Source organism: Pseudomonas sp. LBUM1643, assembly GCF_059716215.1.
Genome location: NZ_CP166813.1, coordinates 1512630 through 1536386, shown reverse-complemented (window position 1 = coordinate 1536386; position 23757 = coordinate 1512630). Strand labels below are relative to the sequence as shown.

General features: G+C 52.2%; 24 protein-coding genes and 1 tRNA gene. 9 read left to right on the top strand and 16 right to left on the bottom strand.

Translation table 11 applies throughout. The annotated features are described in order from the left end of the window. Positions 1–66: 66 nt before the first annotated feature. The 3 genes from ACA063_RS06885 to ACA063_RS06875 all read right to left on the bottom strand — a co-directional run bounded on the left by ACA063_RS06885 (position 67) and on the right by ACA063_RS06875 (position 3446). Complete coding sequence (locus tag ACA063_RS06885) at positions 67–714, bottom strand: TetR family transcriptional regulator C-terminal domain-containing protein (RefSeq protein WP_162439479.1); 648 nt, start codon at positions 712–714, stop codon at positions 67–69. Between the two features lie 103 nt (positions 715–817). After that, positions 818–2125, bottom strand: a complete 1308-nt coding sequence (locus ACA063_RS06880) for a Xaa-Pro dipeptidase (RefSeq protein ID WP_497665271.1) — start codon at positions 2123–2125, stop codon at positions 818–820. A 40-nt stretch (positions 2126–2165) separates the two neighbouring features. Further along, positions 2166–3446 (bottom strand): OprD family outer membrane porin, encoded by a 1281-nt coding sequence (locus ACA063_RS06875; RefSeq protein WP_497665270.1) that lies wholly within the window; start codon positions 3444–3446, stop codon positions 2166–2168. A 300-nt stretch (positions 3447–3746) separates the two neighbouring features. Between ACA063_RS06875 and ACA063_RS06870 the strand changes: the two genes are divergently transcribed. The 6 genes from ACA063_RS06870 (at position 3747) to ACA063_RS06845 (ending at position 8942) form a co-directional block, all read left to right on the top strand. Next, positions 3747–5708 carry an oxidoreductase gene (locus ACA063_RS06870; RefSeq protein ID WP_497665269.1) on the top strand — a complete coding sequence of 654 codons (1962 nt, stop codon included), beginning with the start codon at positions 3747–3749 and terminating at the stop codon, positions 5706–5708. 88 nt (positions 5709–5796) lie between these two features. Continuing rightward, complete coding sequence (locus ACA063_RS06865; RefSeq protein ID WP_497666481.1) at positions 5797–6396, top strand: cupin domain-containing protein; 600 nt, start codon at positions 5797–5799, stop codon at positions 6394–6396. Positions 6397–6596: 200 nt separating this feature from the next. Next, a complete protein-coding gene (locus tag ACA063_RS06860; RefSeq protein ID WP_162439476.1) occupies positions 6597–7085 on the top strand; it encodes an Hcp family type VI secretion system effector in 489 nt (162 codons plus the stop codon). A gap of 11 nt (positions 7086–7096) precedes the next feature. Beyond that, positions 7097–8074: a hypothetical protein gene (locus ACA063_RS06855; protein WP_497665268.1), complete on the top strand. Its 978-nt coding sequence runs from the start codon at positions 7097–7099 to the stop codon at positions 8072–8074. Beyond that, entirely contained in the window at positions 8071–8445 is a 375-nt protein-coding gene (locus tag ACA063_RS06850; RefSeq protein WP_497665267.1) for a hypothetical protein, read from the top strand. The genes ACA063_RS06855 and ACA063_RS06850 overlap by 4 nt, the downstream gene beginning before the upstream one ends. Before the next feature lie 290 nt (positions 8446–8735). After that, complete coding sequence (locus tag ACA063_RS06845) at positions 8736–8942, top strand: hypothetical protein (RefSeq protein ID WP_497665266.1); 207 nt, start codon at positions 8736–8738, stop codon at positions 8940–8942. 55 nt (positions 8943–8997) lie between these two features. On the opposite strand, the gene ACA063_RS06840 is transcribed toward ACA063_RS06845, so the two are convergent. Further along, positions 8998–9189, bottom strand: a complete 192-nt coding sequence (locus ACA063_RS06840) for a YegP family protein (RefSeq protein WP_497665265.1) — start codon at positions 9187–9189, stop codon at positions 8998–9000. Between the two features lie 211 nt (positions 9190–9400). Continuing rightward, the gene (locus ACA063_RS06835; protein WP_497665264.1) at positions 9401–10018 is read right to left on the bottom strand and encodes a hypothetical protein; all 618 of its coding nucleotides are present in this window, start codon (positions 10016–10018) and stop codon (positions 9401–9403) included. A 316-nt stretch (positions 10019–10334) separates the two neighbouring features. Between ACA063_RS06835 and ACA063_RS06830 the strand changes: the two genes are divergently transcribed. The 3 genes from ACA063_RS06830 to ACA063_RS06820 all read left to right on the top strand — a co-directional run bounded on the left by ACA063_RS06830 (position 10335) and on the right by ACA063_RS06820 (position 13542). Further along, entirely contained in the window at positions 10335–11822 is a 1488-nt protein-coding gene (locus ACA063_RS06830) for a tyrosine-type recombinase/integrase (RefSeq protein WP_497665263.1), read from the top strand. A 168-nt stretch (positions 11823–11990) separates the two neighbouring features. Then, positions 11991–12818 (top strand): hypothetical protein, encoded by an 828-nt coding sequence (locus ACA063_RS06825; protein ID WP_497665262.1) that lies wholly within the window; start codon positions 11991–11993, stop codon positions 12816–12818. Next, positions 12805–13542, top strand: coding sequence for a hypothetical protein (locus tag ACA063_RS06820; protein ID WP_497665261.1), 738 nt, complete (start codon positions 12805–12807; stop codon positions 13540–13542). Before ACA063_RS06825 ends, ACA063_RS06820 begins: the two co-directional genes overlap by 14 nt. A 395-nt stretch (positions 13543–13937) precedes the next feature. On the opposite strand, the gene ACA063_RS06815 is transcribed toward ACA063_RS06820, so the two are convergent. The 11 genes from ACA063_RS06815 to dapA form a co-directional block, all read right to left on the bottom strand. Next, positions 13938–14498, bottom strand: coding sequence for a recombinase family protein (locus tag ACA063_RS06815; RefSeq protein WP_497665260.1), 561 nt, complete (start codon positions 14496–14498; stop codon positions 13938–13940). Between the two features lie 132 nt (positions 14499–14630). After that, positions 14631–14849, bottom strand: coding sequence for a hypothetical protein (locus ACA063_RS06810; protein WP_497665259.1), 219 nt, complete (start codon positions 14847–14849; stop codon positions 14631–14633). 562 nt (positions 14850–15411) lie between these two features. Beyond that, positions 15412–16248: a hypothetical protein gene (locus ACA063_RS06805; protein ID WP_497665258.1), complete on the bottom strand. Its 837-nt coding sequence runs from the start codon at positions 16246–16248 to the stop codon at positions 15412–15414. A 557-nt stretch (positions 16249–16805) separates the two neighbouring features. After that, entirely contained in the window at positions 16806–17432 is a 627-nt protein-coding gene (locus ACA063_RS06800; protein WP_497665257.1) for a hypothetical protein, read from the bottom strand. A 384-nt stretch (positions 17433–17816) separates the two neighbouring features. Beyond that, positions 17817–18677 (bottom strand): hypothetical protein, encoded by an 861-nt coding sequence (locus ACA063_RS06795; protein WP_497665256.1) that lies wholly within the window; start codon positions 18675–18677, stop codon positions 17817–17819. A gap of 26 nt (positions 18678–18703) precedes the next feature. After that, positions 18704–19357 carry a hypothetical protein gene (locus ACA063_RS06790; RefSeq protein WP_497665255.1) on the bottom strand — a complete coding sequence of 218 codons (654 nt, stop codon included), beginning with the start codon at positions 19355–19357 and terminating at the stop codon, positions 18704–18706. 528 nt (positions 19358–19885) lie between these two features. Beyond that, positions 19886–19975, bottom strand: a tRNA-Ser gene (locus tag ACA063_RS06785). 83 nt (positions 19976–20058) lie between these two features. Continuing rightward, positions 20059–20772: a phosphoribosylaminoimidazolesuccinocarboxamide synthase gene (purC, locus tag ACA063_RS06780; protein WP_092271820.1), complete on the bottom strand. Its 714-nt coding sequence runs from the start codon at positions 20770–20772 to the stop codon at positions 20059–20061. Between the two features lie 28 nt (positions 20773–20800). Further along, a complete protein-coding gene (locus ACA063_RS06775; RefSeq protein ID WP_008153089.1) occupies positions 20801–21559 on the bottom strand; it encodes an MBL fold metallo-hydrolase in 759 nt (252 codons plus the stop codon). A 4-nt stretch (positions 21560–21563) separates the two neighbouring features. After that, positions 21564–22679: an NlpB/DapX family lipoprotein gene (bamC, locus tag ACA063_RS06770; protein WP_162439470.1), complete on the bottom strand. Its 1116-nt coding sequence runs from the start codon at positions 22677–22679 to the stop codon at positions 21564–21566. A gap of 17 nt (positions 22680–22696) precedes the next feature. Beyond that, the gene (dapA, locus tag ACA063_RS06765; RefSeq protein ID WP_497665254.1) at positions 22697–23575 is read right to left on the bottom strand and encodes a 4-hydroxy-tetrahydrodipicolinate synthase; all 879 of its coding nucleotides are present in this window, start codon (positions 23573–23575) and stop codon (positions 22697–22699) included. Positions 23576–23757: the final 182 nt, after the last annotated feature.

The window sequence follows — 23757 nt, the reverse complement described above, 5'->3', positions numbered from 1 at the left end:
GGCGTGTTTCTTATTAGAGTTTTTTCCTGCACTGGCGCCAGAGAGTATCCACTGCTGAACGATCGATCAACAGCCCGTCGTCTGGACGCAAAATCTCTGTCGACCGCCGGCTTGCAATCCATCGACCCAGGCTTCACAAATCTGGATGCCCTGTTCCGGGGTGAAGGTGCCGGGGTTCAGTCCGGATTCCAGCCACAAGCCGTCGAGCAATGCACTGAGGCTGATGGCCGCCAGGTCGGAATCAAAGTTTTCCCAGCCCTCCTCCTGTGCCAGTTCGTTCAGCACTTTGCGCAGGATGCCGCGGTACTCGCCGTAGGAGTGTTCGTGCGCAAGGTTGATCGCCTCCGCCGTCTTCACCGCGCCCCAGAACGCCAGCCAGGCATCGAGCAGTTGCGGGTCCAGCAGTTCAGCGGAAAACGAGCCCCGGAAGAAGGCCGAAAAACGCTCGCGGGCATTAGGTGCTGCCTGCTCCATCGCGGCGCGTAACAAGCCCATGACCCGGCCGGTCACCGCCAGATAGGCTTCTGCGACCAGTTCGTCTTTGCCGGAATAGTGATGACTGATGAGGCCGACGGAGACACCGGCCTCGGCGGAAATCTTGCGTATGGAGGCGCCCTGAAAGCCATGGCGCTTGAGGCAAACGAGCGTTGCCTCGATGAGATTGGTTTTGCGCAGTTCTGGCGCCATTCTGGAGAATCGGACTTCCTGTGTCATTGGAGGACGTTCCTGGAGGCGAGAGTTGAGCCCTGAGCGAGCCGTTCACGAACTGAACGACTGTACAGCAACTACCCTCGCCGACTCCAGATGTTGATCGTGTTTACATATCGGGAAGTATGTTTGGAGGAACAATCGCACCGCCCTTCATGACAACGGGCGTTTTCTCAAGGATCGAGATGTCTGCGATTGGATCACCGTCCACGGCAATCAGGTCGGCAAATCGACCGGCACTGATGGCCCCAACATCCTGCTGCCAATTGAGCAGGTCAGCGGCCACCACGGTTGCGGACTGGATAGCCTGCATAGGGGTCATGCCGTACTTCACCATGTACGCAAACTGTTTTGCGTTTGTGCCAATCGGGTACACACCGGCATCGGTGCCGTAGGCGATTTTCACCCCGGCCTTGACGGCTTTACGAAAGGCCTGGCGCTGCACATCGGTGGTTTCGGTGTTCTTGCGCAGGTAACTCTCAGGCCAGTTTTCCTTGTGGCCCACTTCGTCGATGTAGTCACCGTTGTAGATGTCCATCACCAGGTAAGTGCCGTTGTCTTTCGCCATTTTTATGCCTTCATCATCCAGCAGCGAGGCATGTTCAACAGATTTCACGCCGGCGCGAATGGCGGCCTTGATACCCTCTGCGCCATGGGCATGGACGGTGGCGTAGCTCTTGTGAACCTTGGCTTCCTGCACCACGGCGCGCATTTCTTCTTCGGTCATTTCCATCTGGCCCGGCTCGGTACCTTCGGCCAGCACAGAGCCGGTGCCCATCATTTTGATGGTGTCTACGCCGTGCTGAAACATATACCGGGTCTTGAGTTTTGCGTCGTTGGCATCTTTGTAGACACCGACTCGCATGTCTGCTGGGATCTCCACGCCGGGTGCAAAACCTGTCACCTCGCCACCGCCGCCCGCCACTGTGATGTAAGCCCCGACGACGTTCATGCGTGGGCCCAACACGCGGTTGGCATTGATCGCATCGCGCAGTGCGACGTCGGTAAATGCCCGGTAGGTGCCCAGGTCATGCACCGTCGTGAAGCCTGCGCGCAGTGTCTGGTAGGCATGTTTGGCGCCCATCAACGCTACATCCTGAGGCGAGTGCAGGAGCGGTTCAGCCACGTTGTTGGTCATGTCCCAGTCGGAAATATGCGTGTGCATATCGATCAGTCCCGGCAAGACAGTCTTGGTCGACCAATCAATCACCTGGCTGTCGGCCGGTGGCGCGCTCCACGGTTCCACGGCCACGATGCGATCGCCATCCACCTTGATGCGCTGATCGTTGAGCACCTTGCCCCGCTCTACATCAATCAAGCGACCGGCATGGATGTATAGGGTATCGGCGTGCGCGGATAACGCCAGCGACGAGAGCGTTATCGCCAATGCGATGGATTTGATCTGAAAGCTCTTCATGTGAAACCTCTTTTATTTTTATAGGACGCAGCCACACACATCAAAAAATATCGATCGGGTACTGGGTGATGATTCTTAGCTGTTTGACGCTGTCACCCGTATAAGCGTGATCGGCATACCGCACTCGAACAGACAGATCTTTCAACGGACCACTTTCAACAACGGTCTTAAGGTCCACATCTCGCTCTATTTGCTTATCCGCATGAGCGAAGTATGCATAGAGTCCATCCGGATCGACTTTTTCGTTATCAATATCAAACCCATAAATATATTTGAACGACAACGTGGTATGTAAGAAACCCGTCGAGCCAAAATCATATTCATACGCTAATCCAACCGACTGTTCCCCGGGACCGTTGAAATCCCCGTACTGCGAAGAGTTGGCCAGGTAGATAGAGTCCATGAAAGTACCATCCGACGCCGCCAAATAGTCGAACGGCTGACTGCCATGAATTTTTTGATAAGACGCCGTGACCGTGTGCGGACCATTGGCGTAAGCGCTCGATAGCGACCAGGCCGTTACGTTGATGTCTCCGGCGCGAGCCTGGCCCTCATCCAGAGAGCGATACAGGTTGAAGTCGAAGCTCAGGGATTGTTCGGTACCCAACGCCAGGCTGTAATTTCCGTTGACGTAGTACTGGCGCCACAGATCCTGCGCACGAGAGGTATAGAAGCCGACGCTGCCTTCTTCCACAGGCGTGTAAGTGAAACCGGCGTAATCCACATCGCCGGCTTCTACCCCGGCGTAGCCGGCAATGAAACCACCGTCGTGGCCAGTGCTTGTATAGCCTCTTGAGGAGTAAAAGTGCCCGATATCAATGCTGACCTTGTCGATATCATCACTTAACAACTGGATGCCTCGGGTGGTCATGGGCATCAGTCGCAGGTCGGGCGTTGCGAACACCGGGTTATAAGGACGCAAGTCGCCGTACTTTAAAACCGTGTTCGACACTTTCATTTTTACCGACGCATTGAATGTTGATGACTCGGTTCTTTCACCGTCACCGTCAGCAGGAAACATCCCTGTTCCAACCGTACCGCGACCACCGTCCAGTTTGTAAGCGGTGTAGGCACTTGCATCAATGCCGAATCCGACCTGCCCTTGGGTAAATCCGGATTGATAGTCCATCTGGAAACCCTGCCCCCATCCTCGAGCATCGGGATAATGGGACAGCGAGTTTCGATTAAAATACATGTTTCTTGCGATAATTTTTGCCGTACTGTCCTCAATAAAACCACCAGAGGATTCTTCCGCCTGCACTTTCAAATAACTTCCGGACACCGAAAAGACAACGACACCTAATACGGAACGCAGCTTCATTGTAGACCTCAGGGCTTTGTTTATTATTGTTGTCTGTCACGCCTCTACCCGACAATGTTAGGCAGGCTGTTCTTGTCATGAATAGCACTAAGATGTTGAGATTTGATCGTCCTGTGTAAGTCAAGTAACAGCATGTAAGTTCGTTATTACAACCCGCTCGAACACTTCTGCCCGTTGATCCGACAAAAAGCCACCAGTAAAGAAATCTGTTGATTTTTTACTGGAGGTAAATTCTTATAGAAAAATAATAATTGCCGAAAAACGGCCTTTCGGCTTCAGCCTGCCTGGAGTACCTGCACCATGCCGACCTCGTCCAGCGCGTTTGCGCACCTTTTCGAACCGTTGCAGTTGCGTGGAAAACGCCTGAAAAACCGCATCATGTCGAGCGGTCACGACACCTCGATGCCCACCGACAATCTGGTCAATGATCAATTGATCGCGTACCACAAAGCGCGAGCTGAAGGCGGTGCCGGGCTGATCGTGCTGCAAGTGGCCGGTGTGCATGACAGCGCCCGTTACACCTCCCACGTGCTGATGGCCACCGATGACGCGTGCATCGAGGGTTACCGCAAACTGGCGCAAACCTGTCATGAACACGGCACGGTGGTGCTGTCGCAGGTGTTCCATCCGGGGCGTGAGATCATGGAATCCAGTGATGGCCTGCTGGCGGTTGCCTACTCCGCTTCAGCGGTGCCCAACGAGCGGTTTCGGGTGATGCCACGGGCGCTGGATCAGGTGATGATCGACGAGATCGTCGCCGGTTACGGTGCTGCGGCGAAACGTCTGTATCAGGCCGGGATCGATGGCGTGGAAGTGGTCGCCAGCCATGGCTATCTGCCGGCGCAATTCATCAACCCGCGGGTCAACCGTCGCACCGACGGCTACAACGGCGAGCTGGAACAGCGACTGCGTTTCCTGCGTGAAGTGATTGCGTCAGTGCGCGCCAGCACCGACGAACATTTCATCATTGGCCTGCGCATCTCCGCCGATGAGCGGGATCCCGAAGGGCTGACCGAGGACGAATCCCTGGCCGCCGTACAGTCGCTGCAACCACTGCTGGATTACGTGCACATCGTCGCGGGAACATCGGCGTCGCTGGGTGGCGCAGTGCACATCGTGCCGCCAATGGCCATCGAAGCCGCCTACCTGGCCAAGGAGGCAGGGACGTTCAAGGCCAGCCTGTCGATCCCGCTGTTCGTCACCGGACGCATCAATCAACCTCAGGAAGCCGAGTTGATCCTGGCGCGCGGTCAGGCCGACGTCTGCGGCATGACCCGCGCACTCATCTGCGACCCGCAAATGCCCAACAAGACCGACAGCGGGCACGTCGAGGATGTACGGGCGTGCATCGCCTGCAATCAGGCGTGCATCGGCCACTTCCATAAAGGTCTGCCGATCTCCTGCATTCAAGCTCCGGAGACCGGGCGCGAGCTGATCTTTGGCCAGCAGCAACCCACGGGGCAGCGTAAACGCATCATGATTGCCGGCGGCGGACCTGCCGGGATGAAAGCCGCTGCGGTCGCCGCTCAGCGTGGGCACGACGTCACCCTCTATGAGGCCAGTTCGCAGCTGGGCGGCCAGGTTCTGCTGGCGCAGCTTTTACCCCGGCGCAGTGAATTCGGCGGCGCCAGCACCAACCTGCAACGGGAGATGGAATTGGCCGGCGTACGCGTCGTGCGCAACACCCGTGTCGACCGGGCATTGGTGGAGCGCGAGCGCCCCGACATGGTGATCGTCGCGACAGGCGCCGAGCCTTATTGGCCGGCCTTCGAACGCGGCGGCGAGTTGCAGGTTGTAGACGCCTGGCAAGTACTGCGCGATGACGTGCAGATCGGGCGTTCGGTGGTGGTGGTCGATTGGCGTTGCGACTGGATCGGCCCCGGTATTGCCGAACGATTGGTCCGCGCAGGGCATCAGGTGCAACTCGCGGTGAACGGCACGCACTGCGGGGAAAACCTGCCGCTGTACGTGCGCGATCAACTGGCTGGCGAACTGCACAAACTGGGCATTCCGATTACGCCGTATGCGCGACTGTATGGTTGCGACGACAACACCGTTTACCTGCAGCACACCGCCAGCGGCGAGCCGATGCTGTTCGAAAACGTCGACACGCTGGTGCTCTGTCAGGGACATCAACCCGTCGATACCCTCGGCGCAGAACTGCAAGGCCTGGTGGAGATTCGGCGCATCGGCGACTGCCTGGCACCGCGCACCGCCGAAGAGGCGATTTACGAAGGTTTGAAAGTCGCCTGGGAGCTTTGAGCCTGTTTTATACTCCGGGGCTTTTACACGCAGGCTCGCGCGCGAGCCTCACCCCGGTTCGGAGCACGCCATGAGCAACAGCAGCAAGATGCCGCCTGCCCGCAGCGCGCCCACACAGGACAGCTCCCCGGCAGAGCCGCAGTTCCTGGGTACGCGCATTCGCGGCCTGCGCAAACGCCGGGGCATGACCCTGGCTGAACTGGCGCAAATGAGCGAACTGACGGCGGGGTACATCAGCCAGCTAGAACGCAACCTGGCTTACCCCTCCATCCCTGCCCTGTTCAATATCGCCCGCAGCCTGGGCGTGACCATCCAGTGGTTCTTCGCCAGCGAAGCCAACACCGCGCCGGAGGACAATGGTGTGGTGGTGCGCAAGAACACGCGAATGAGCGTGCATTACGAAGACGGGATTGTTGATCAGTTGCTGACACCGCAACCGAACCGGCAATTGGAGATGCTGCACTCACGTTTTCCGCCCGGCACCTACAGCCAGCAAAGTTACAGCCATGAAGGGGAAGAAGCCGGGTATTTGCTGTCGGGGAGTTTTGAGTTGTGGGTGGGGGAACGGCACTTTCAGTTGAGTGAGGGAGATAGTTTCAGTTTTTCCAGTCAGGAGCCGCATCGGTATGGCAATCCTGGGGACGTGGATGCGGTGGTGATTTGGGTGATTACGCCGCCTACGTTTTGACGGAGTGGATGCGATGGAAAGGCCTCGGAGCTTTGTTAGTTTCGGGGCTTTTTTTTAGATGGGGGAACGAAGTTTTTTCCTACAGTCACTTCCTGATTTTTCCCAACTACTGGCGGGAGTTTATTTAACACTTAAGATCTGCGCCCACGAGATCCTAATGATTCACTGTTAAATAATTATCACGACAAGGACAAAAGGAAATGGCATTCGACGCATACCTGAAGATAGAAGGTATTCCCGGTGAAGCTCTGGATGAGCAGCACAAGGACTGGATAGAAACTACAGGTTACAGCTTTGGCACCCATCAGAGCACTTCGGCTACCGCAAGCTCCGCGGGAGGGGCTTCCTCAGGTCGAACGACCGTCACCGATTTAACCATTACCAAACTTCTGGACAAATCCAGCTGCAAGCTGATCGAAGCCAGCTGTGCAGGCGAGCACCTGAAAGAAGTAGTTTTGTCCCTACACAGGGCGGGCGGAGATAAATTAAAATATTTTGAGATCACACTTGAAGAAGTGATTATTTCAAATTACTCGCAAGTTGCGAACGATGGCGTCCCAACCGAAACGATCAGTTTGAACTATGGGCGTATCAAAACGACTTACACTCAGCAAAAACGCGCGGATGGCGCTGGGGGAGGTAACGTCGCAGGTGGTTGGGACCGAATTAATAACAGAAAATATTCCTGAGGCGTTAACTTATGTCTGAGGTCTACAGCTTTATTAATCCACGAGTGCAACCCTATTCGTATTTGAAATCGAATCTACAGCTTGGAAAAAATGCGAGCCGAAAATTCGACATTCTGAACGCGCATATTTTCAACACCGTGGTATTGCCGGGTGAGATTGTAATTATCGGGGATAACTCGACCCCGTCTTGTACGACTGAAGAAGCTTTTTATATGCGAAAAGCTTCTGAAACCCATATCGCACTAATGACAAACGGAATGCAAAGTGATGGCTTCCTAATTGAAAACCACCAATTTTTGACTAAAATGCTCGGCTACTCTTCACTTGGTATTGGTACGGTGGGTGGTGCATGGAGCAAACACCTTGAGGGCATCCAGAGCACCCTGCTCGATATTGAAGCAGCACATAACGAACAATTGAGGAGTGGTACAAAGCAGAGTAGAGATGATTTTTACTCAAGGCGCAGAGTGCTGTTTGACAAACTCGACAGACAATTGAAAAGCTTTGCGGGCTATGGTTCAGGGATGCGGAACCAAGGTCCAATCAAAAATATGCTTGGGATCTCTACCAAGAGCTTTTTACATAAGGGAATCATCACGGGCTACGCGGACACGATCAGCGGTGTGGCGAAAGCTTCGAGCCTGATAAAAAAAGGCACATACCTGGGAGTTGGCCTAAACGTCGCAGCAGCCGGGACATCTATCTACACAGCGTGCTCCAGTGGTCGAGAACAAGAGTGCCGAAAGGCCAAATATACGGAGGGTGGCAAGTTGGCGGGGGGCATAGCTGGTGGAATACTTGGTGGCACAATCGGAACCACAGTGGCTATTGCTGGTTGCGCTGTCGCATTTAGTCCAGTCACGTTCGGAGGTAGCCTTTTCGCCTGCGCATTGGTCGGTGGAGGTTTGGGAGGTTGGGCGGCAGGCGAATTCGGTGCCGAAAACGGAGAGAATCTCGGCGAGATTATCTATGAAAACTCATCACAATGAGTATTTTAACTTTTATCATCGCCGGGATATCTATAATTTCCGGACAACTGTTGACCGCCATTTGGATCTTTATTGCAGCACACAAACTAACTGAACTAGCCGAAAGTCACTTAAAGAAAAGCAAATTCGTAGAGAACAATCGAAAAACTTTCGAAAGCTTTGGAATATTTGGAAAAGTCGCAAGAAACGGTCCGATAGCCCTGATGTTTTTAGCACCAAAATATTTTGAGAGACGCGGAATGATCGACGCAGAGGAACTTTCGAATATGCCAACCAATCTCAGAAACAAGCTAATTCTGCCGTGGATCGCCGGTTTATTATTTATCTTTGCTATGATTGTGTTCCGACACATAGGAAAGACGCTAACTTAAATTACGAGGCAACTCCATTCTACCACCTTCTTTTTTACGGGCGAAGCCATTGGGCGCAGCTTTGACTAGGCTCGGAAATCGCAACGATCGCGGGAAACAAAAGCTCAATGATTTGTTTAATTGCTGAGCTTTTTCGTTTAACTCTATGGCGAACGCCAGTTTCTTCTGACATCTTCTTCCTGATTTTTCTGATCGCCAGACATGACTCAAATTTGCCCCTAAGCTCAGCAACGTTTGGGGCATAAACGCCCTGGCATCAACAATCATCAGAACTTGAAAGGAGTTTCATCATGGCTAGAGACAAAGCAAAAGACGACAAGCACTTCAACTGCACTCAGGCACACGAGGCCGACTACGTGGCGGGGCTTTACCCTCATGCGAAGGAAGAGGTCAAAACCTTCCTGGCGTCTGCTTGCAAGGATAACTCCTTGCACAACTCCACCCATCAGGACGTGTACGAGCTGATCAAGAGGAAACTGGGGTACACGCAGCCTTAAGCCAAAAAAATTGGCAGTGGAGCTGCTCTGATCGAGCAGCTCCACCGAGTGACATCTAAATTTCCTTAACCGGAGTCTGACCGTCAGTCCCGATGATCAAATTGATGGCATGCACGCAGTCAGCCTTATTGATATAGGACTCCCCGCTGGCAATCGTTTCATGGTTTCCCGCCCTCAAACGCCACCGCCATTGGCCTTTGCCCGTCTGTTCTGTGCCACGGGTCTGCCTGTAGATCTCAAAATACATTGTTCGCTCCTTGCGATTACTGGTGAGGACAGATGCGTGATCTGCGAAAACCAGAGTAGATGAAGATCTGTCCGGGTAGCGGGGTTCAGTGTCAGGGGATATTTCCAGGAGCTTGGGTTGATTACTCAGGAGAACAAGGACTACGAAGGTGGGTAAATCAAGCGTCTTGGGGAGGTATGTTTTCTTCGGGATGCGCTGAATTTTCGTACGGCTAAGCGACGTCAGCAGGTTGTGGGAGCAATTCAATCATTTGATCAAAGGCCGCCAATGCATATCGCCCATCAAGGTTTTCCAAGGTTGGCATTGCTGCAGGGAAACCGAATCGCACTCTGCCGGGAAGCACTTCATTGATGGCTGAGTACCAGGTCAGCAGTGCTTGCTGCAGGCGTACGTGCAGCTCGAAGCCACTCCGTCGACGGGTGGTGTCGGCTTTGGCTCTCTCGCGCGCAAGCTGAGGATCGATGCGACCAACAATGTAACAGTCAGCAAAGCCAATTCGTCCTTGCGCGATCGTTTCTCTCGTGGCGTTCAACTCGAATTGCCAGTCGCGTTCGCTCGCCTCGCCAATCTGCCAAAGACACCAAATGTAGTGGAGCTTGAGGGGGTCGCTGTCACACAAAGCCCACGAAGAAATGTCTTCCATCGCCAGCGCCTTTTGCCAGCGCTCCACGTTTCGCTCTGCCCAAAAAGTGGCGGCTTCTACGGGATCTTTTTTCCGATCCGGCACATCTTCAAGACGGCCGTTTTCAGCAATGACCTGTTGCCCTCCATGCCTGGCGCACCAGGTGGTTTTCCCGCTGGCGCTGATACCTTCAACAACCAAAATCATCGTGACAACTACTCCGTTAATTGCGCGAGCTTTGTGAGTATCCAAGTATGGGGCTTGCGTGATTTCTGGCGCCAGGCACTGATGCGGTGGCAGGCGCCCGATCTCACGCTTAGAGGTGTTGCCAGTGCATCAGAACTGCACCATCGGAAAACGAAAAAGCCCCGTAACTTTTCAGCTACGGGGCTTTTTCTATGTAATGGCGGAGAGATAGGGACTCACCATACTTAGACACGAAGCCCAACAAACTCTGTAATTACTGGCTTCCACGGTGATTTTACGTAGAATAATTACGTAGAAACTAGCGGAGAAATCGACCATGCCCAAAGCCAACAACCTCGAACTTCAGGGCGGCACCTACCACGTGCGTATGGATGTTCCCAAGGACGTGCGAGAGGCTTTCGGTGGTCGTCGCATTCTATCGCTGTCGCTCAAAACCGGATCACGCCCAGAAGCCCTACTCCGCCGATTGCCCATCCTGCACGCATGGAAGAGCCAGATAAAAGCCGCACGCGAAGGCAAGCAACTGGGAGACGGCTGGCAGGAAGAAGTGGTTCTGACTGTTGAGGATTTAGATGCGCTGACGCTCGGCCAGAAGAGAGCACTCGTTGGCGAGCCTGCCCCACCCTTGCCATATGTCGATCCAGCTTTCAAAGCGAAGCTGATGAACAGCCCCCGGTTCAAGGAATCCATACGGATGCTTGTAGGCGATCACCTCAAGGATGGTATCGAGGGACGTATCAAGATTCAGGATGAACTGAATCGAGGACTCAAGGAAATGCTGCAAAAGCTCCTTGGCACTGACTACAAGCTCACCAGCGAGCAGGGCGAGGAACTGGAAACACTGGTCAAAGACCCCGCTAGCTACAAGGCTCGGTCGCCAATCACGACAGCGCGTTTAGCATCGTTCCGCACTTACAGGCTTGAGCATCACGTAGCCCTAAAGACGGTGAATCAACAAGAGTCGAAGCTGTTGAATCTGTCGGAGCATCTGCAAACCACCAGCACCAAGCTCGACTTTGATTCTGCGAGTGCATGGCTACAGGGCATGAAGCTCAGCAGCAAGACCAAGCAACAGTATTTGCTTGCCGGTAGTCAGTTCTGGCAATGGGCGATGCAGCATGAGCCACAGTGGCGACAGACCTTCAAAGGGCACGTGAACCCATTCGAGAAACACACGCTACCTACACTCAAAGGCAAGGCCAAGCTTGACGCAAAACGGAAGGCTTTCACCATCGAGGAAGTCGGCACCCTGTACAAAGCAGCGAAGGAACAGAATCTAGGCGCCCTCCCAGACTTGATACAGCTGGGTGCATATACCGGCGCTCGGATCGAGGAACTGTGCCAGCTTCGCAACGAACACCTGATCTCCGTCGATGGGGTGAAGATGTTCGATATCGTGGATTCGAAAACCGTTGCAGGCATTCGGCAAGTGCCAGTGCATCCCAAGCTAACGGCGCTCGTGGATCGACTCGCCAAAGCTTCCACGGACGGCTATCTGGTGCCTACCGACAGCAACAACAAATACGGGATTCGTTCGGATGCACTGAGCAAAGCATTCGGTAGGTTGAAGACGGCCATGGGCTTTGATAGAACCCGCGTGTTCCATTCGATCCGTGCAACGGTAATCACCCAGTTGGTGCGAGCAGACGTGGCAGACAGGCTGATCAAGGAGCTTGTGGGCCATGAAACCGGCACGGTGACTTTCGATGTGTACTCGGATGGTTCATCACCGAAACAGAAGTTCGACGCCGTCGCGAAGCTGCCCGCCATACCGACGGGTTTGAAGCTGAGAGGTAAAATCTAAAAACGGACGTGCGCTAACGTAAAGGTTAAAGTATAACTACGAAAAGATGGCCTAGCGCCATTATTTTCTGAGGTAGCCGAGATCCACAGTTGGCATGGAGGCTTCCAAGGACGGGATTTTTAGCTAGGGGCAATGTGAGCATTGCTGGCACCTGAGGACAACTGCATCATGGCAATAAATTTCGACGTCGTAATTGAGACACCTGACTACGAAGTAGACATGAAAACCGGCCTCGACACCTTACAAGGTGTTTCTGACGCGACAAGAACTATTGCGGAAACGCTACTCACTGGCAATGTTCCCCAGCGAAAAAACAGTAAGAGCAATGTTCGGACAATGCTAAAAAAAACGTTCGAGGGTTCTTACGGTCAAATCTTCAGCCTGAACATCTCTGATGAAGAGCTAAAAAAGGAGTATCGAAAAATTGGCAATGCGGCTTTCGCAGAGCTGATGGCCTTCTTTATGAACGAAGCTCTAGACTTAGAAACTAAGGAACTATCCGCAAAAGCGGAAAAAATAGTTGAGAGTCTCGGTGACAATGCTGAAAGACTTGTCAGACAACTACGAACTTCAATTATGAAAGACGCACATGAAGTTTCGAAAAAATTCGGATATGACGTCAAGGTTAACTTTCGAAAAAACTCAGTACAAAAGATATTGATTGCCGAATTTGACGAGACCACAGCACACGCATTGGAGGCGGTACGCTCGGATGTGAGAGAAACTATCATCGCAGCCGTACGACGATTCAACACTAATACCGGAAATGGACGTTTACAAATTCAGGACGAAGAAGAGACCATCGCATTCGGCTTCGAAAAAGTCTACAGGGAAGTTAGGTTTGCCACCAAAAAAAGATTCTCAGAAAATCTAGACTACAACAATGGAATTGAGATAGAACGTTGGAAATATTTGGAAATCGAGGTGTATCCTATTAAACGCTTTGACGACAAAGTCATTAAATATGTAGTAGCCGGACTCCATGAAGACCAATAGATACATCTTCATCGCGATCACCCTTATTGCAATCGTTTGCTTGTCATACGTGCTTAATTTTTACGTAAAGTTGAGTTATGTAATCTCAGATGAGCCAGAAGCATGGGGACAGCTAGGAGACTTTGTAGGCGGCTTAATCAATCCTATTTTAAGCTTCACGTCGCTGGTATTCATCATAAAATCTCTCAGCCTCCAGAATGAAGCGAACATAGGTTTGAGAGAAGAAGTAAAAAATACTAGAAAGACTGAAAAACTGCGATCATTTGAAACCCAGCTATTCCATATGATCGCTTCTCAAAGAGAACTATTTAACTCTTTAAAAGTTAACGATGTATCATATCAATCCCTTTCCAAAAGAATGGGAGTTGAAGCGGTTATCGTTATTGAAACAGAAGTGGAACGCTTGAGAGAAAGCTTTGATGTCGAAATTGTCAACGCATACTTAGAGGCGGCTGATCCTACCGATCAAATTTATGGCCTCACAAGGACCTTTTACAACATTGTGAAGCTTATCTCCGAAAAATTAAGCGACGCCAATGAGTTCTCTGCAGAGGATAGAAAGTCTCACTATCTTACATTGATAAACTTTACAGATTTTTCTCTACTACGACTCATTATGCTTTCCGCTCAATTTACAGGACTTCCACCTACAGAATATCTTAAATCAAACCAAGAATTTAGCTCAACACTAAAAGAAGTTAAACTCAACTACAATCTATATTGAATGATAATTCATACCAAAACATACCACGCATTCAATATTAATAATCATAGAAGTTAAATTTTTGCTGGAAAAACCAACCAACTTCGTTTTGACTTGAGTTTTACCGCTGGAAAATAATCTGGTGGCTCACCTGCACCTCTGGACTGTCCCCAGAATAACGGTGCAAGCGAGCACAGGGAAGGATTGTATCAACAGCGGATTTTCCAGCGAAATGCTAGCGGTGCTTAACGCCGAACGACAATGGGTTATCCAAACACCTGAAATTCAGAAATAACCTACCCCCCCTGTGGCGCTCTCCAAGGCTCTACAGGCCACGTTGTAGCAATCTGAATCACATGATATCAGAGACGACAAAGCCCGCTCTAGGCGGGCTGTTAAGAGGCTACACGCCTACTTCAAACCTTGTTCCAATGTCTCTTGATCGTTGGCAAGCTCACCATCAGTTCGGCTGCTGCCTGAGCCTGTGTCATGCCTTTAGCCTTGAGCTTCTGCACTGCTTCCGTAGTGTCTACAGCCACCGGACGACCACCCTTCTTGTCAGACCGTGCAAGGCCCTCTCTGGTGCGTTCCTTGATGCGATCACGCTCAAAGGCTGCAACTGCTGCGAGAACGGTTAGCTGGAGCTTCCCGGCTGCGCTGGTGAGGTCTACGCCATCGAGATCGAGGCTACGGACATGGATACCAGCAGTAGCCAACTGGGACACTGTGCCGAGCACGTCTTGCACGTCCCGGCCCAATCGATCCAGCTTCAACACCACCAACGTATCGCCTGCTTCCATGCGCTCGACCATCTTGCTGAACTGGGGACGCTGGAGAGCTGGCACACCACCACTGATTTGTTCGGAGAACCAGCGAGCAGGCTGGATATCGAAACCTTTGGAGGTGAGCGCTACTAGTTGGTTGTCGGTGTTCTGTTCTGTCGTACTGACACGACCGTATCCGAATAGACGGCTCATTTTCTCACCCTCCGAGGTATCAACAATGGAGGGATCATATTGCATTGGTATCAACAACGCGTAAACCCGCACTTGATGATACCGGCATAGGTATCGGATAGACGGTATCGTTTAACGGTCGTTTGATGATACCTAGGATTTGCGTAGTTGGTTGATCGCATCGGTGAGGGCCTTGGCGTTTGTGTCCAATGTCTCCATGGCGGACAGAGCGTTGGCGGCGACACTCCCCACCCCGTTCTCGGAAAGCCACTTGGTAATCTCTTCAAGAGCCCCGCCCAAGGCGTGTTGATTTTGCAAAAGCAATGTGAGCGCATCTGCTGTGGCGATGTTGGCTTCGTCTTTGTCTGGCATGACTGTCGTCCTCGGTGGGTGTGGCCGTTTTGCAGAATTTGGTGATTCGGCGCGGAAAACTGCATTTTTAATAATTGTCCCAATATGTGGGATGAATCTCAGAGTCCGGCTTAGTAAATTCACCAGACCCCGCGTATACACTGGCATATAGGCCGATGGTCTAACCAGTAGCGTGGTTATAACCGGGAATAGGAGCATGGTTTCCATGGGGTTAATCAGGGTTTCCCTGAGGTTTCCGTCGGGGTTTCACCCATGAACTAAAATCATTCTCCAGCGCTCTCAGTCGGCACAATCGACAACAGGAGGACACCGTGAAAACCCGAACCTTGGCCGTGATCATGTTGCTTGCTGCTGCGCTATGGCTGATAGCGGTGTGGGTGTCTTTGCGTGGTTTACGCCGAGTGTTGTCGATACTGACGTTACTACTTTGTTGCCTTCATCTTCATCACCAGAGGCCAGCAGCTCACTGGAGCAGGAAACACCTTGAGCGCGAATGAATTGGGTTGGCTCATGCTTGCTCTAGGCTCCAGCTGGACGGCGTTAGTATGGGCGGCGAGCAATATTATTTCTGGGTAGGGTCAGGCGCCTTCCCATAGATAATCGGCATGGAAGATGGTTTAACATTGATAGGGATGCAAGTGGCAGTACCAAACTTCTGACCCTCCATGCGGAAGATTAAATCAGGGTCTTTCTTCCTGAAATCCTCGATTATCCTTTCTGCCATGGAGTCACAATGCTTGAGCATGGCGTTGGCGAATATCTCCGGTTTATCGCTGGAAGCGTAGATCAGGGTCATGTTGGAGGGGAGAATATGCGCACCATAGTAGGGGATGTTACGAGCGTTGATATCGAGGTGTAGACCCAGCTCACTATCCACAATGATACCGATGCGCTTGGCACTCAAAGACGGAATATGCGAAAGCTTTTGTATTATCAAATGCCAGCCCAAAGGCTCAGCATTGACCACAGGCCCAGAATCATAAATAAAATGAGCGCCTACCGGATTGAATGCAACCTGATCAGTTACTTCGGACAACGGAATCGGTATTGCACAACTGGCAGCAACGCTAATCCTGCACCCGTTGGTGCGTGGCGGTTCTTTTATGGTATTTGTATCCACGGCAATCAGGTAATCGAACTTCTTCTGTAACTGTTCTATGAAGCTTTCGCCCAATGCACAGAAGTCTTCAACTGGTGTTGAATAGACTACTTTGTCTTTGCCATTTTTCTTCTGGTAGGAAATCTCGCTACGCAGAGACGCAGGATCGAGTTCGTGGATATGAGGAACACCAGTGTCAGCATCGTAACTGATGGTGAAATGGTCGATCACTCCAATAGCACGGCCAATTACAGAGTGATCGCGTGGGATTTTGTCATCTTCGTTACTCTTCTTGGCCATCCGTGTCACCTCTTTGAGGAGATTCGAGTGTAGCGGCAAAGCGAGAGCAAATCCCAACCAAATAGGGATTTTCATTCGGCGGTACGGGTTCATAGCTCTGCTATAGGCTGTTACCCCATTAGGAGTGGTCGCACCGAAAGCGTTTAGCTTTCATCTTGACTCAGCTATGGCGTGATCGCCGACTACCCTTCGGGTGTACCTCGACACAAATACAAATAAACAAAAATCTAGCTCTTGCCTTTGATCTTGCCTTTTGCTTCGGTGCATAAACGAACGCGGACGCATTCAGTAGTCACCCCGTCAGCGGTCGCTGACAGCTATTGCACGTCACCTTCTTCGGTGTAGCAGATCAAAAGCGAAGAGCTTTGATGTGTGTTGATATTATTGTATTTGACGGTGGGCTGATCCTGAATCGGGACGATGCGGCTATTGTCCATCAACGTGTTTAAACTGTAGTGCTCCGCACTGAGAAAGTTCTTTATATATAGGAGGACTTTTGACTACCCCTTGAATACAAAGGCTTGCAGCCCATTTTTCGCGTAATTTTTTTAAGATTCTTACGCAGCAGCGGCTACGCTGACTCGCCCAATGAGTGGGCAGCTATTTCTCGCCTCTTCTAAGTACCATCCCTCTACATACGCTTCTCGAACATTGTCGAATCCACGGAAGATCAGGCGAGGGTTGACCAGAAGCTTGATCTCACCTTTGCGGATGCCGTCACGAGAGGTACACACCCTCAATAGCTTGGCATTGACGAGAGGTGAAAGTTTCTTGGTCAGGTTGGATTCGGCGACGCCTAACACCTTCGCTAAGGCTGCCTTAGTCATCACAATGATGTTTGCGTACTTTACAAGGCCATGAAGAGTGCAAAGGGTATTCATCATTGGAAGGGTGATACGACAATCCACACCGGTTCGTTTCCACTGACCCAGAGCGTGATCTTGTGCATCTATGAGATCAAATCTGGAAAATCTGGGAAGTGTGCGTAGATCGACATGTTCAAGAAAGTCGCGAAAGTCGTCAACGCTTCGGCATTTGCTAAGTTCTGGCTTGAGCGGATCAGCTGTAACTGAGTATGGATTGGTGATGTACTCACCGTAGATTTCTCCGGTCTCCTGATCGACTTGGAAACCATCAATATTGCTGGTGTGACATTGTTTCGAAAGGTGCAATTGGTTACTCATCTTTGTATCTCCTGTATTCGGTTCAATTCATAGGCAGATGCCCCGTTGTGGATTGATTAGGGTCAAATTCCAGACGGCAGAAAACCGACGCCTGACAATACACTGGGTATGTCGAGAACGTTCGGTGCGGACTGCTGGAAAGAGTGGCCTTTATACGCCTGCTGACCCTGTTTTGTCAAGAGGCATTGCATTGAGTGAGTTACATCGCTAACGCTCGCGACTGCACCCAATAAAACTACCGAAACAAGCTCCTCCTCATCCTTAATAAAGGAGATGGAGAGATTTTCTGTGATCGTGCCAAATACCAACGTTAATCGCTATGCATTACTCTTTCAAACTGAGAGTCAGACGAGCATCAAAGTTACTCACAACTCGCGGGTCGGGTTATGGTGTACCTTTCTGAGAGTCTACGAATCTTTTAAAATCTTCGTAGGGCACTTGCATTTGCCCATAAAAGAAGAGCTTCTCTACTGCTTGATAAAAAACCCGGGGATCTTTAAGGAACTTCTTGATTCTCACCCTGCTTTTCCGAATCAACTGGCGGTTGGAGTAGCCCGCTTTGGCCACTTCATTGTCAATCATCCGGCTCATGATCTCTTCCTTGTCTTTCAAACTGTAGTTGTGAGTAAAAAAAGAAGCGATTATTGAATAAAACCATTCACCTGCAATGAAGCGTTGGAATTTACTATCAAGCTGTGGGAGTGCCGAACTCAGATCTCCGGTTGATATGACCTCCTTATAAAATGGAAGAAGAGAATCATGAATGGCACCTGCACTAATCTCTTGATTGGGTGCAATCATGAAATGGAATGGGCAGGAAGCTTTTATATTTACTGACCTCCAAAGCGTAAAGCCGTGACACGACGCGAGCACAACAGCAATGTTATTCCGGGTAACAGCATTGAGTGGAGCGATGAGGGCGGCTAATTCAGGCCATGGTATAAACTCATTACTGGAAGCAAGTAACAAGCCTTTCTCCTCATCTCCATGGCATTCAAAATGTAAAGCCGGCAGCAAAACCCCGGCCTTGCATTCATTCTCCATAGCCTTCAAGACGGCTACCAGCATAGTTCTATTTTTGATTACGTATCGTGTACAGTATTGGTATCGACCTATGCTGTTTGCGAAGTCAGTAACATCTTCATGCAGGCGACGCCCAGTCTGACTTTCGCCTTCACTCAGACCATCAAATATGAATAGTTTATTGTTACGGCAAACTGCAGTGTAAGTTAACTCAACGACCATACGTAACGCTCCGCAGCAATTACAATCTATTGCATATCCTCTAGTAGTTTCTTTGTAATCACTTCCTGCTGAATCCAGTTAACAGTAACTTGAATCAACAACTTCAAATCCTTGATATCTTTACCTCCCCACTTCCTCACGTAGTGGGTTTCATCATTGCCCAGCCAAATCGCCCGCTTAGCACACTGCTTAACATTCTCATTTGAAACGAAAACTTCAATCACCTGTGCAATCGGACGCTTTTTAATATCTTCTTCTTTTTCGGGATTCTGAGCGGTACAATAATCTTTAATGAGATACTCTAGAGACTTCCTGAATCCAACTCCGGCTATTTCCCCCAAGCCATAAGATTCAGCTTGAGACGCCTGCTTAAAAATTTCCGCAAACTGCGGTGATATATCTGCAATCTCCTGAACAACAGCAACGGCTTTGGGTGTTCGAGGCAGCAATGACCTCAATAAAAAACTCCCCTTCATAAAATCCATTCTATATGACGCTATAAACATTTTTTTACAGTCAGTTTTGGGACATACGTACAAAACATCCACATTTTCACTAGAATCGCAACGGAAGCCTGTTATGAAATTAGGATTAACGCCAAAATGACATATCGGACAGAAATCTGGTAGTACATCTACAGAGATATATTCCTTACCGCCGTTAATCAAAAGCTTGTCCATACCCGCCCTCAACTTAATCAAACTAGTCAGCACATTGTCATGCCGTAACGTCCTGTAGCACCCTCAGACTATCCGCAATTATTGCAAACCGCCATCACTTGCCTATGTACGACGTCCTTTGACGAGTGCCAAGGTCCGATTAGCAAGAAAAGCTGCTAAATTGAAGGCTGATTCATCAGGGAGCACCCGGTGATGTCTATTCGTAGAACTGGAAGTTTTTGACTTTAATACAGATGTCGCGCTGCTGTACGACTCACTCTCCCGGCTTGGTTGGCACGAGCTGCACAGGCTTCTCACTCGTGGTCCCCTTGTGCGCTTCCAGCTCATCCATTGCGCTGACGAAGTTACGCCCCACGACTCTACAGGCGGGCTGAGGGCGATCAATTGGGGGCTGTGTACGACTGGAAGGTACGCGCTACAGGAGCGCTCAGGAGGGTCTGTAGCGGCAAGTATTTACGTAGAATCGCTACGTAGAATCGCAGAATGCAAAAAGCCCCAAGACCTTGATCTATGGGGCTTTTCTATGTATGGCGGAGAGATAGGGATTCGAACCCTAGGTACCGGTGAAGGTACAACGGATTTCGAATCCGTCCCATTCGGCCACTCTGGCATCTCTCCAACGGCGCGCATCATAACAACACTTTTGCCGGAAGCGAACCCCCTAAGCGAAATATTTCTGTGCTATCAGATGCTTGCGTCGATTAAAGCGGTACGCCCAGACGGTTGGCGACTTCTTCGTAGGCTTCGATGACGTCACCGAGGCCCTGACGGAAGCGGTCCTTGTCCATTTTCTTGCCGGTAGCCTTGTCCCACAGGCGGCAGCCGTCCGGGCTGAATTCGTCGCCCAGGACGATGGAGCCGTCGCTGAACACGCCGAATTCGAGTTTGAAGTCGACCAGCAGCAGGCCGGCGTCGTCAAACAGTTTATTCAGGACTTCGTTGACCTTGAGCGACAGTTCTTTCATGCGAACCAATTGCTCGGCGGTGCCCCAACCGAATGCCACGACGTGGGATTCGTTGATGAACGGGTCGCCCTTGGCGTCGTCCTTCAGGAACAGTTCGAAGGTGTAAGGGTTGAGCTTCATGCCTTCTTCGACACCCAGGCGCTTGACCAGGCTGCCCGCGGCGTAGTTACGCACGACACACTCGACCGGGATCATGTCGAGTTTTTTCACCAGGCATTCGTTGTCGCCGAGCAGCTTGTCGAACTGGGTCGGCACGCCGGCCGCTTCGAGTTTCTGCATGATGAAGGCGTTGAACTTGTTGTTCACCATGCCTTTGCGGTCGAGCTGTTCGATGCGCTTGCCGTCGAACGCCGAGGTGTCGTTGCGAAACAGCAGGATCAAGCGGTCAGCGTCGTCGGTCTTGAAAACCGATTTGGCTTTGCCGCGGTAGAGTTCTTCACGTTTTTCCATGATGGGCTCCGCTTGCTAAGTAGGTGGGCTAGGCGATATGTCGCCAGTCGAGCCCTGAATCTTGATCGGCCAGTTGCAGCCAGTCCGGATCGCACCCGAGGGTGTCGACAAAACATTGCCGGGCCAGCTGCGGCAGGTTGTTCTTGCTGCTCAGATGGGCCAGGACCAGGTGTTGCAGGCCTTGCCAGCCCAACTCGGACACCAGGAATGCCGCCTGGTGGTTGTTCAAATGTCCCAATTCCCCGCCTACCCGCTGCTTGAGAAAGTACGGGTAGTGACCGCGAGCCAGCATGTCACGGCAATGGTTGGACTCGATCATCAACGCATCGAGGTCCCGATAGCCGTCCAGCACTTTGTTGCAGTACGAGCCCAGGTCGGTCAACAGGCCGAAGCGCCGCTCACCATCGCTGAAGACGTACTGCGTCGGCTCCTGTGCATCGTGGGCCACGGCAATGACGCCGATGCTCAGAGCGCCGATCTGCAGTTGCTCGCCGCCAGCCAGAAGGCCAGCAGGTTCAATCGGTTTGCGCATCCCGCGCAGGGTGCCGCGACTGAGGTAGACAGGCAGATTGTAACGCCGAGACAGTAAACCCACGCCATGCACGTGGTCGGCATGTTCGTGGGTTACGAGTATCGCGCTCAGTTGCGCCGGGTTTACACCCAGGCGCAACAGGCGTTTTTCGGTTTCCCGAAGAGAGAAACCACAATCCACCAGCACATACGTGTCAGCGCTGGCGATCAGCGTGCCGTTCCCTTGGCTACCGCTGCCGAGAACGGCAAAGCGCATGTGATCAGCCCAAGTTGTCCTGAATAACGCTCAACACTTTGCGCGCAACCTCTGCAGGCGCGACGGTGTTGATGTTCTTCTCGACGGTGACCTGGACGTTCTCGCCAACCTTGCTCAGGCGAACCTGATAACGCTCGGCACGGGCTTCAACTTCTTCCTTGCTCGGCGCACTGCCAAACAGGCTGCTGAAGAAACCAGGCTTGTCGTCCTTCTTCTCGGCCTTCTCAGACAAGTTGATGTAGTACAGGCCCAGGCTGCGGTTGATGTCTTCAACGCGCCATTCGCCTTGTTCCAGCGCACGGCCGACGCTCGACCAGGCGCGATCCAGGTCAGGACCGACGTTCAGTACCGGGTTACCGCTACCGTCTTCGCTCAGGCTGACGCGGTTAGGGGTATCGAAATCACGGGAGGCCAGCATGGAGACGGAGCCGCCCTTCTCGGAAATGCGGCTCATGCTCGCGAGCATGTCATCTACCAGAGCAGCATCCAGCCCGGTGTTGACCGAACGGTTAGGGAAGTCTACGTCTGCGGTACTGCCAGCAGGACGCTCGGCGCTCACCACATAGATTTCACTGGTGTTGCGCTGCACGCCTGGCTCGATGCGCACCCGCACGCGGGTTTCGCTGTCAGTGCTGACACCTGCGGCGCTCAGGCGCTTGGCCATGGCGGCGGACAGTTCGTCGGAATGCTGCCAGGTGGTGGTGAATTCACCGGTTTGCGGGCGCTGTTCGTCCAGACGGAAACCGTTGTCCTGGAAGAATTGCACCGCCACTGGCCAAGCTTCGGCCGGCGGGTTCTGGGCAACGATCCAGCGCGTATCACCGCTCTTCTGCAGCGAGTAGGCGCTGGCATCAGCCGATGCCGTCAGCGGTTGCGGACGAGGAACGATGTATTCACCTTTGACGGTGTCATCAGCCACGTTGCGCGGGATCGGCAAGAGCGGATCCAGACGTTTGGCAGTGGTGACATCCGGCGGCAATTGCATCGGTGCAGTCTGTTGCGCTTCGAGGTAATCGCTACCACGGTCACGGAAATAACCTTCCGGGCCCCAGACCCATCCGCAGCCACTGGTGCTGGAGATGATCAAGGCAAGTGCGGAAAGTCCGGCCAATCGCTTCATGCGTAGTGCTTCCTCAATTAAACCAGGACGCCGGACTGGCGCATGGCCTGCCGCAGCGGTTCGTGACAGGCAGTGCTGAGCCAGGTGAGCGGCAGACGGATACCGTCCGGCATCAAGCCCATTTCATGCAGTGCCCATTTCACGGGAATAGGGTTGGATTCGATAAACAGGGTTTTATTGAGCGGCATCAGCTTTTCATGGATCGCACGGGCCGTGACGGCATCGCCTTTCAACGCGGCGTTGCACAGGTCGGCCATGTCACGCGGGGCAACGTTGGCAGTAACGGAAATATTGCCCTTGCCGCCCAGCAGGATCAGCTCGACAGCCGTAGGATCGTCACCCGAAATCACCAGGAAGTCGTCGCTCACGCCGTCGATGATGGCTTTGGCACGCTTCAGGTCGCCGGTGGCTTCCTTGATGCCGATGATGTTTTTGACTGTCGACAGGCGGATCACCGTCTCGGTCAACATGTCGCATGCCGTCCGGCCTGGCACGTTGTACAGGATCTGCGGAATGTCGACGGCTTCGGCGATGGCTTTGAAGTGCTGGTAAAGGCCTTCCTGAGTCGGCTTGTTGTAATACGGAGTCACCAGCAGGCAGGCATCGGCACCGGCAGACTTCGCATTGCTGGTCAGCTCGATGGCTTCGCGCGTGGAGTTGGCACCTGTGCCGGCGATCACCGGGATGCGCCCCGCAACCTGCTTCACCACGAAGCGAATCACTTCGATGTGCTCGTTCACGTCGAGGGTGGCCGATTCACCTGTAGTACCGACCGCCACGATGGCGTGGGTGCCGTTTTGCAGGTGAAAGTCCACCAGTTTGCTCAGGCTGTCCCAGTCGAGACTACCCTGTGCATCCATGGGTGTGACCAGTGCCACCATACTGCCCGCAATCATGCAACCGCTCCTGCCGGAAAAAGAGAGCGGTAATGGTACTGGCGCCAAGATGCTTGTACAAGCGAAGTACTGCGCTGCTGCCATTCCCCTTGGCGCTGCTTTTCGCTACCCTTCAGACTTTGATCGGTACTGATAAGCTCGTACGCCGTGTTTCAGCCTCCTTTTTCGGCATCACAAGCCCC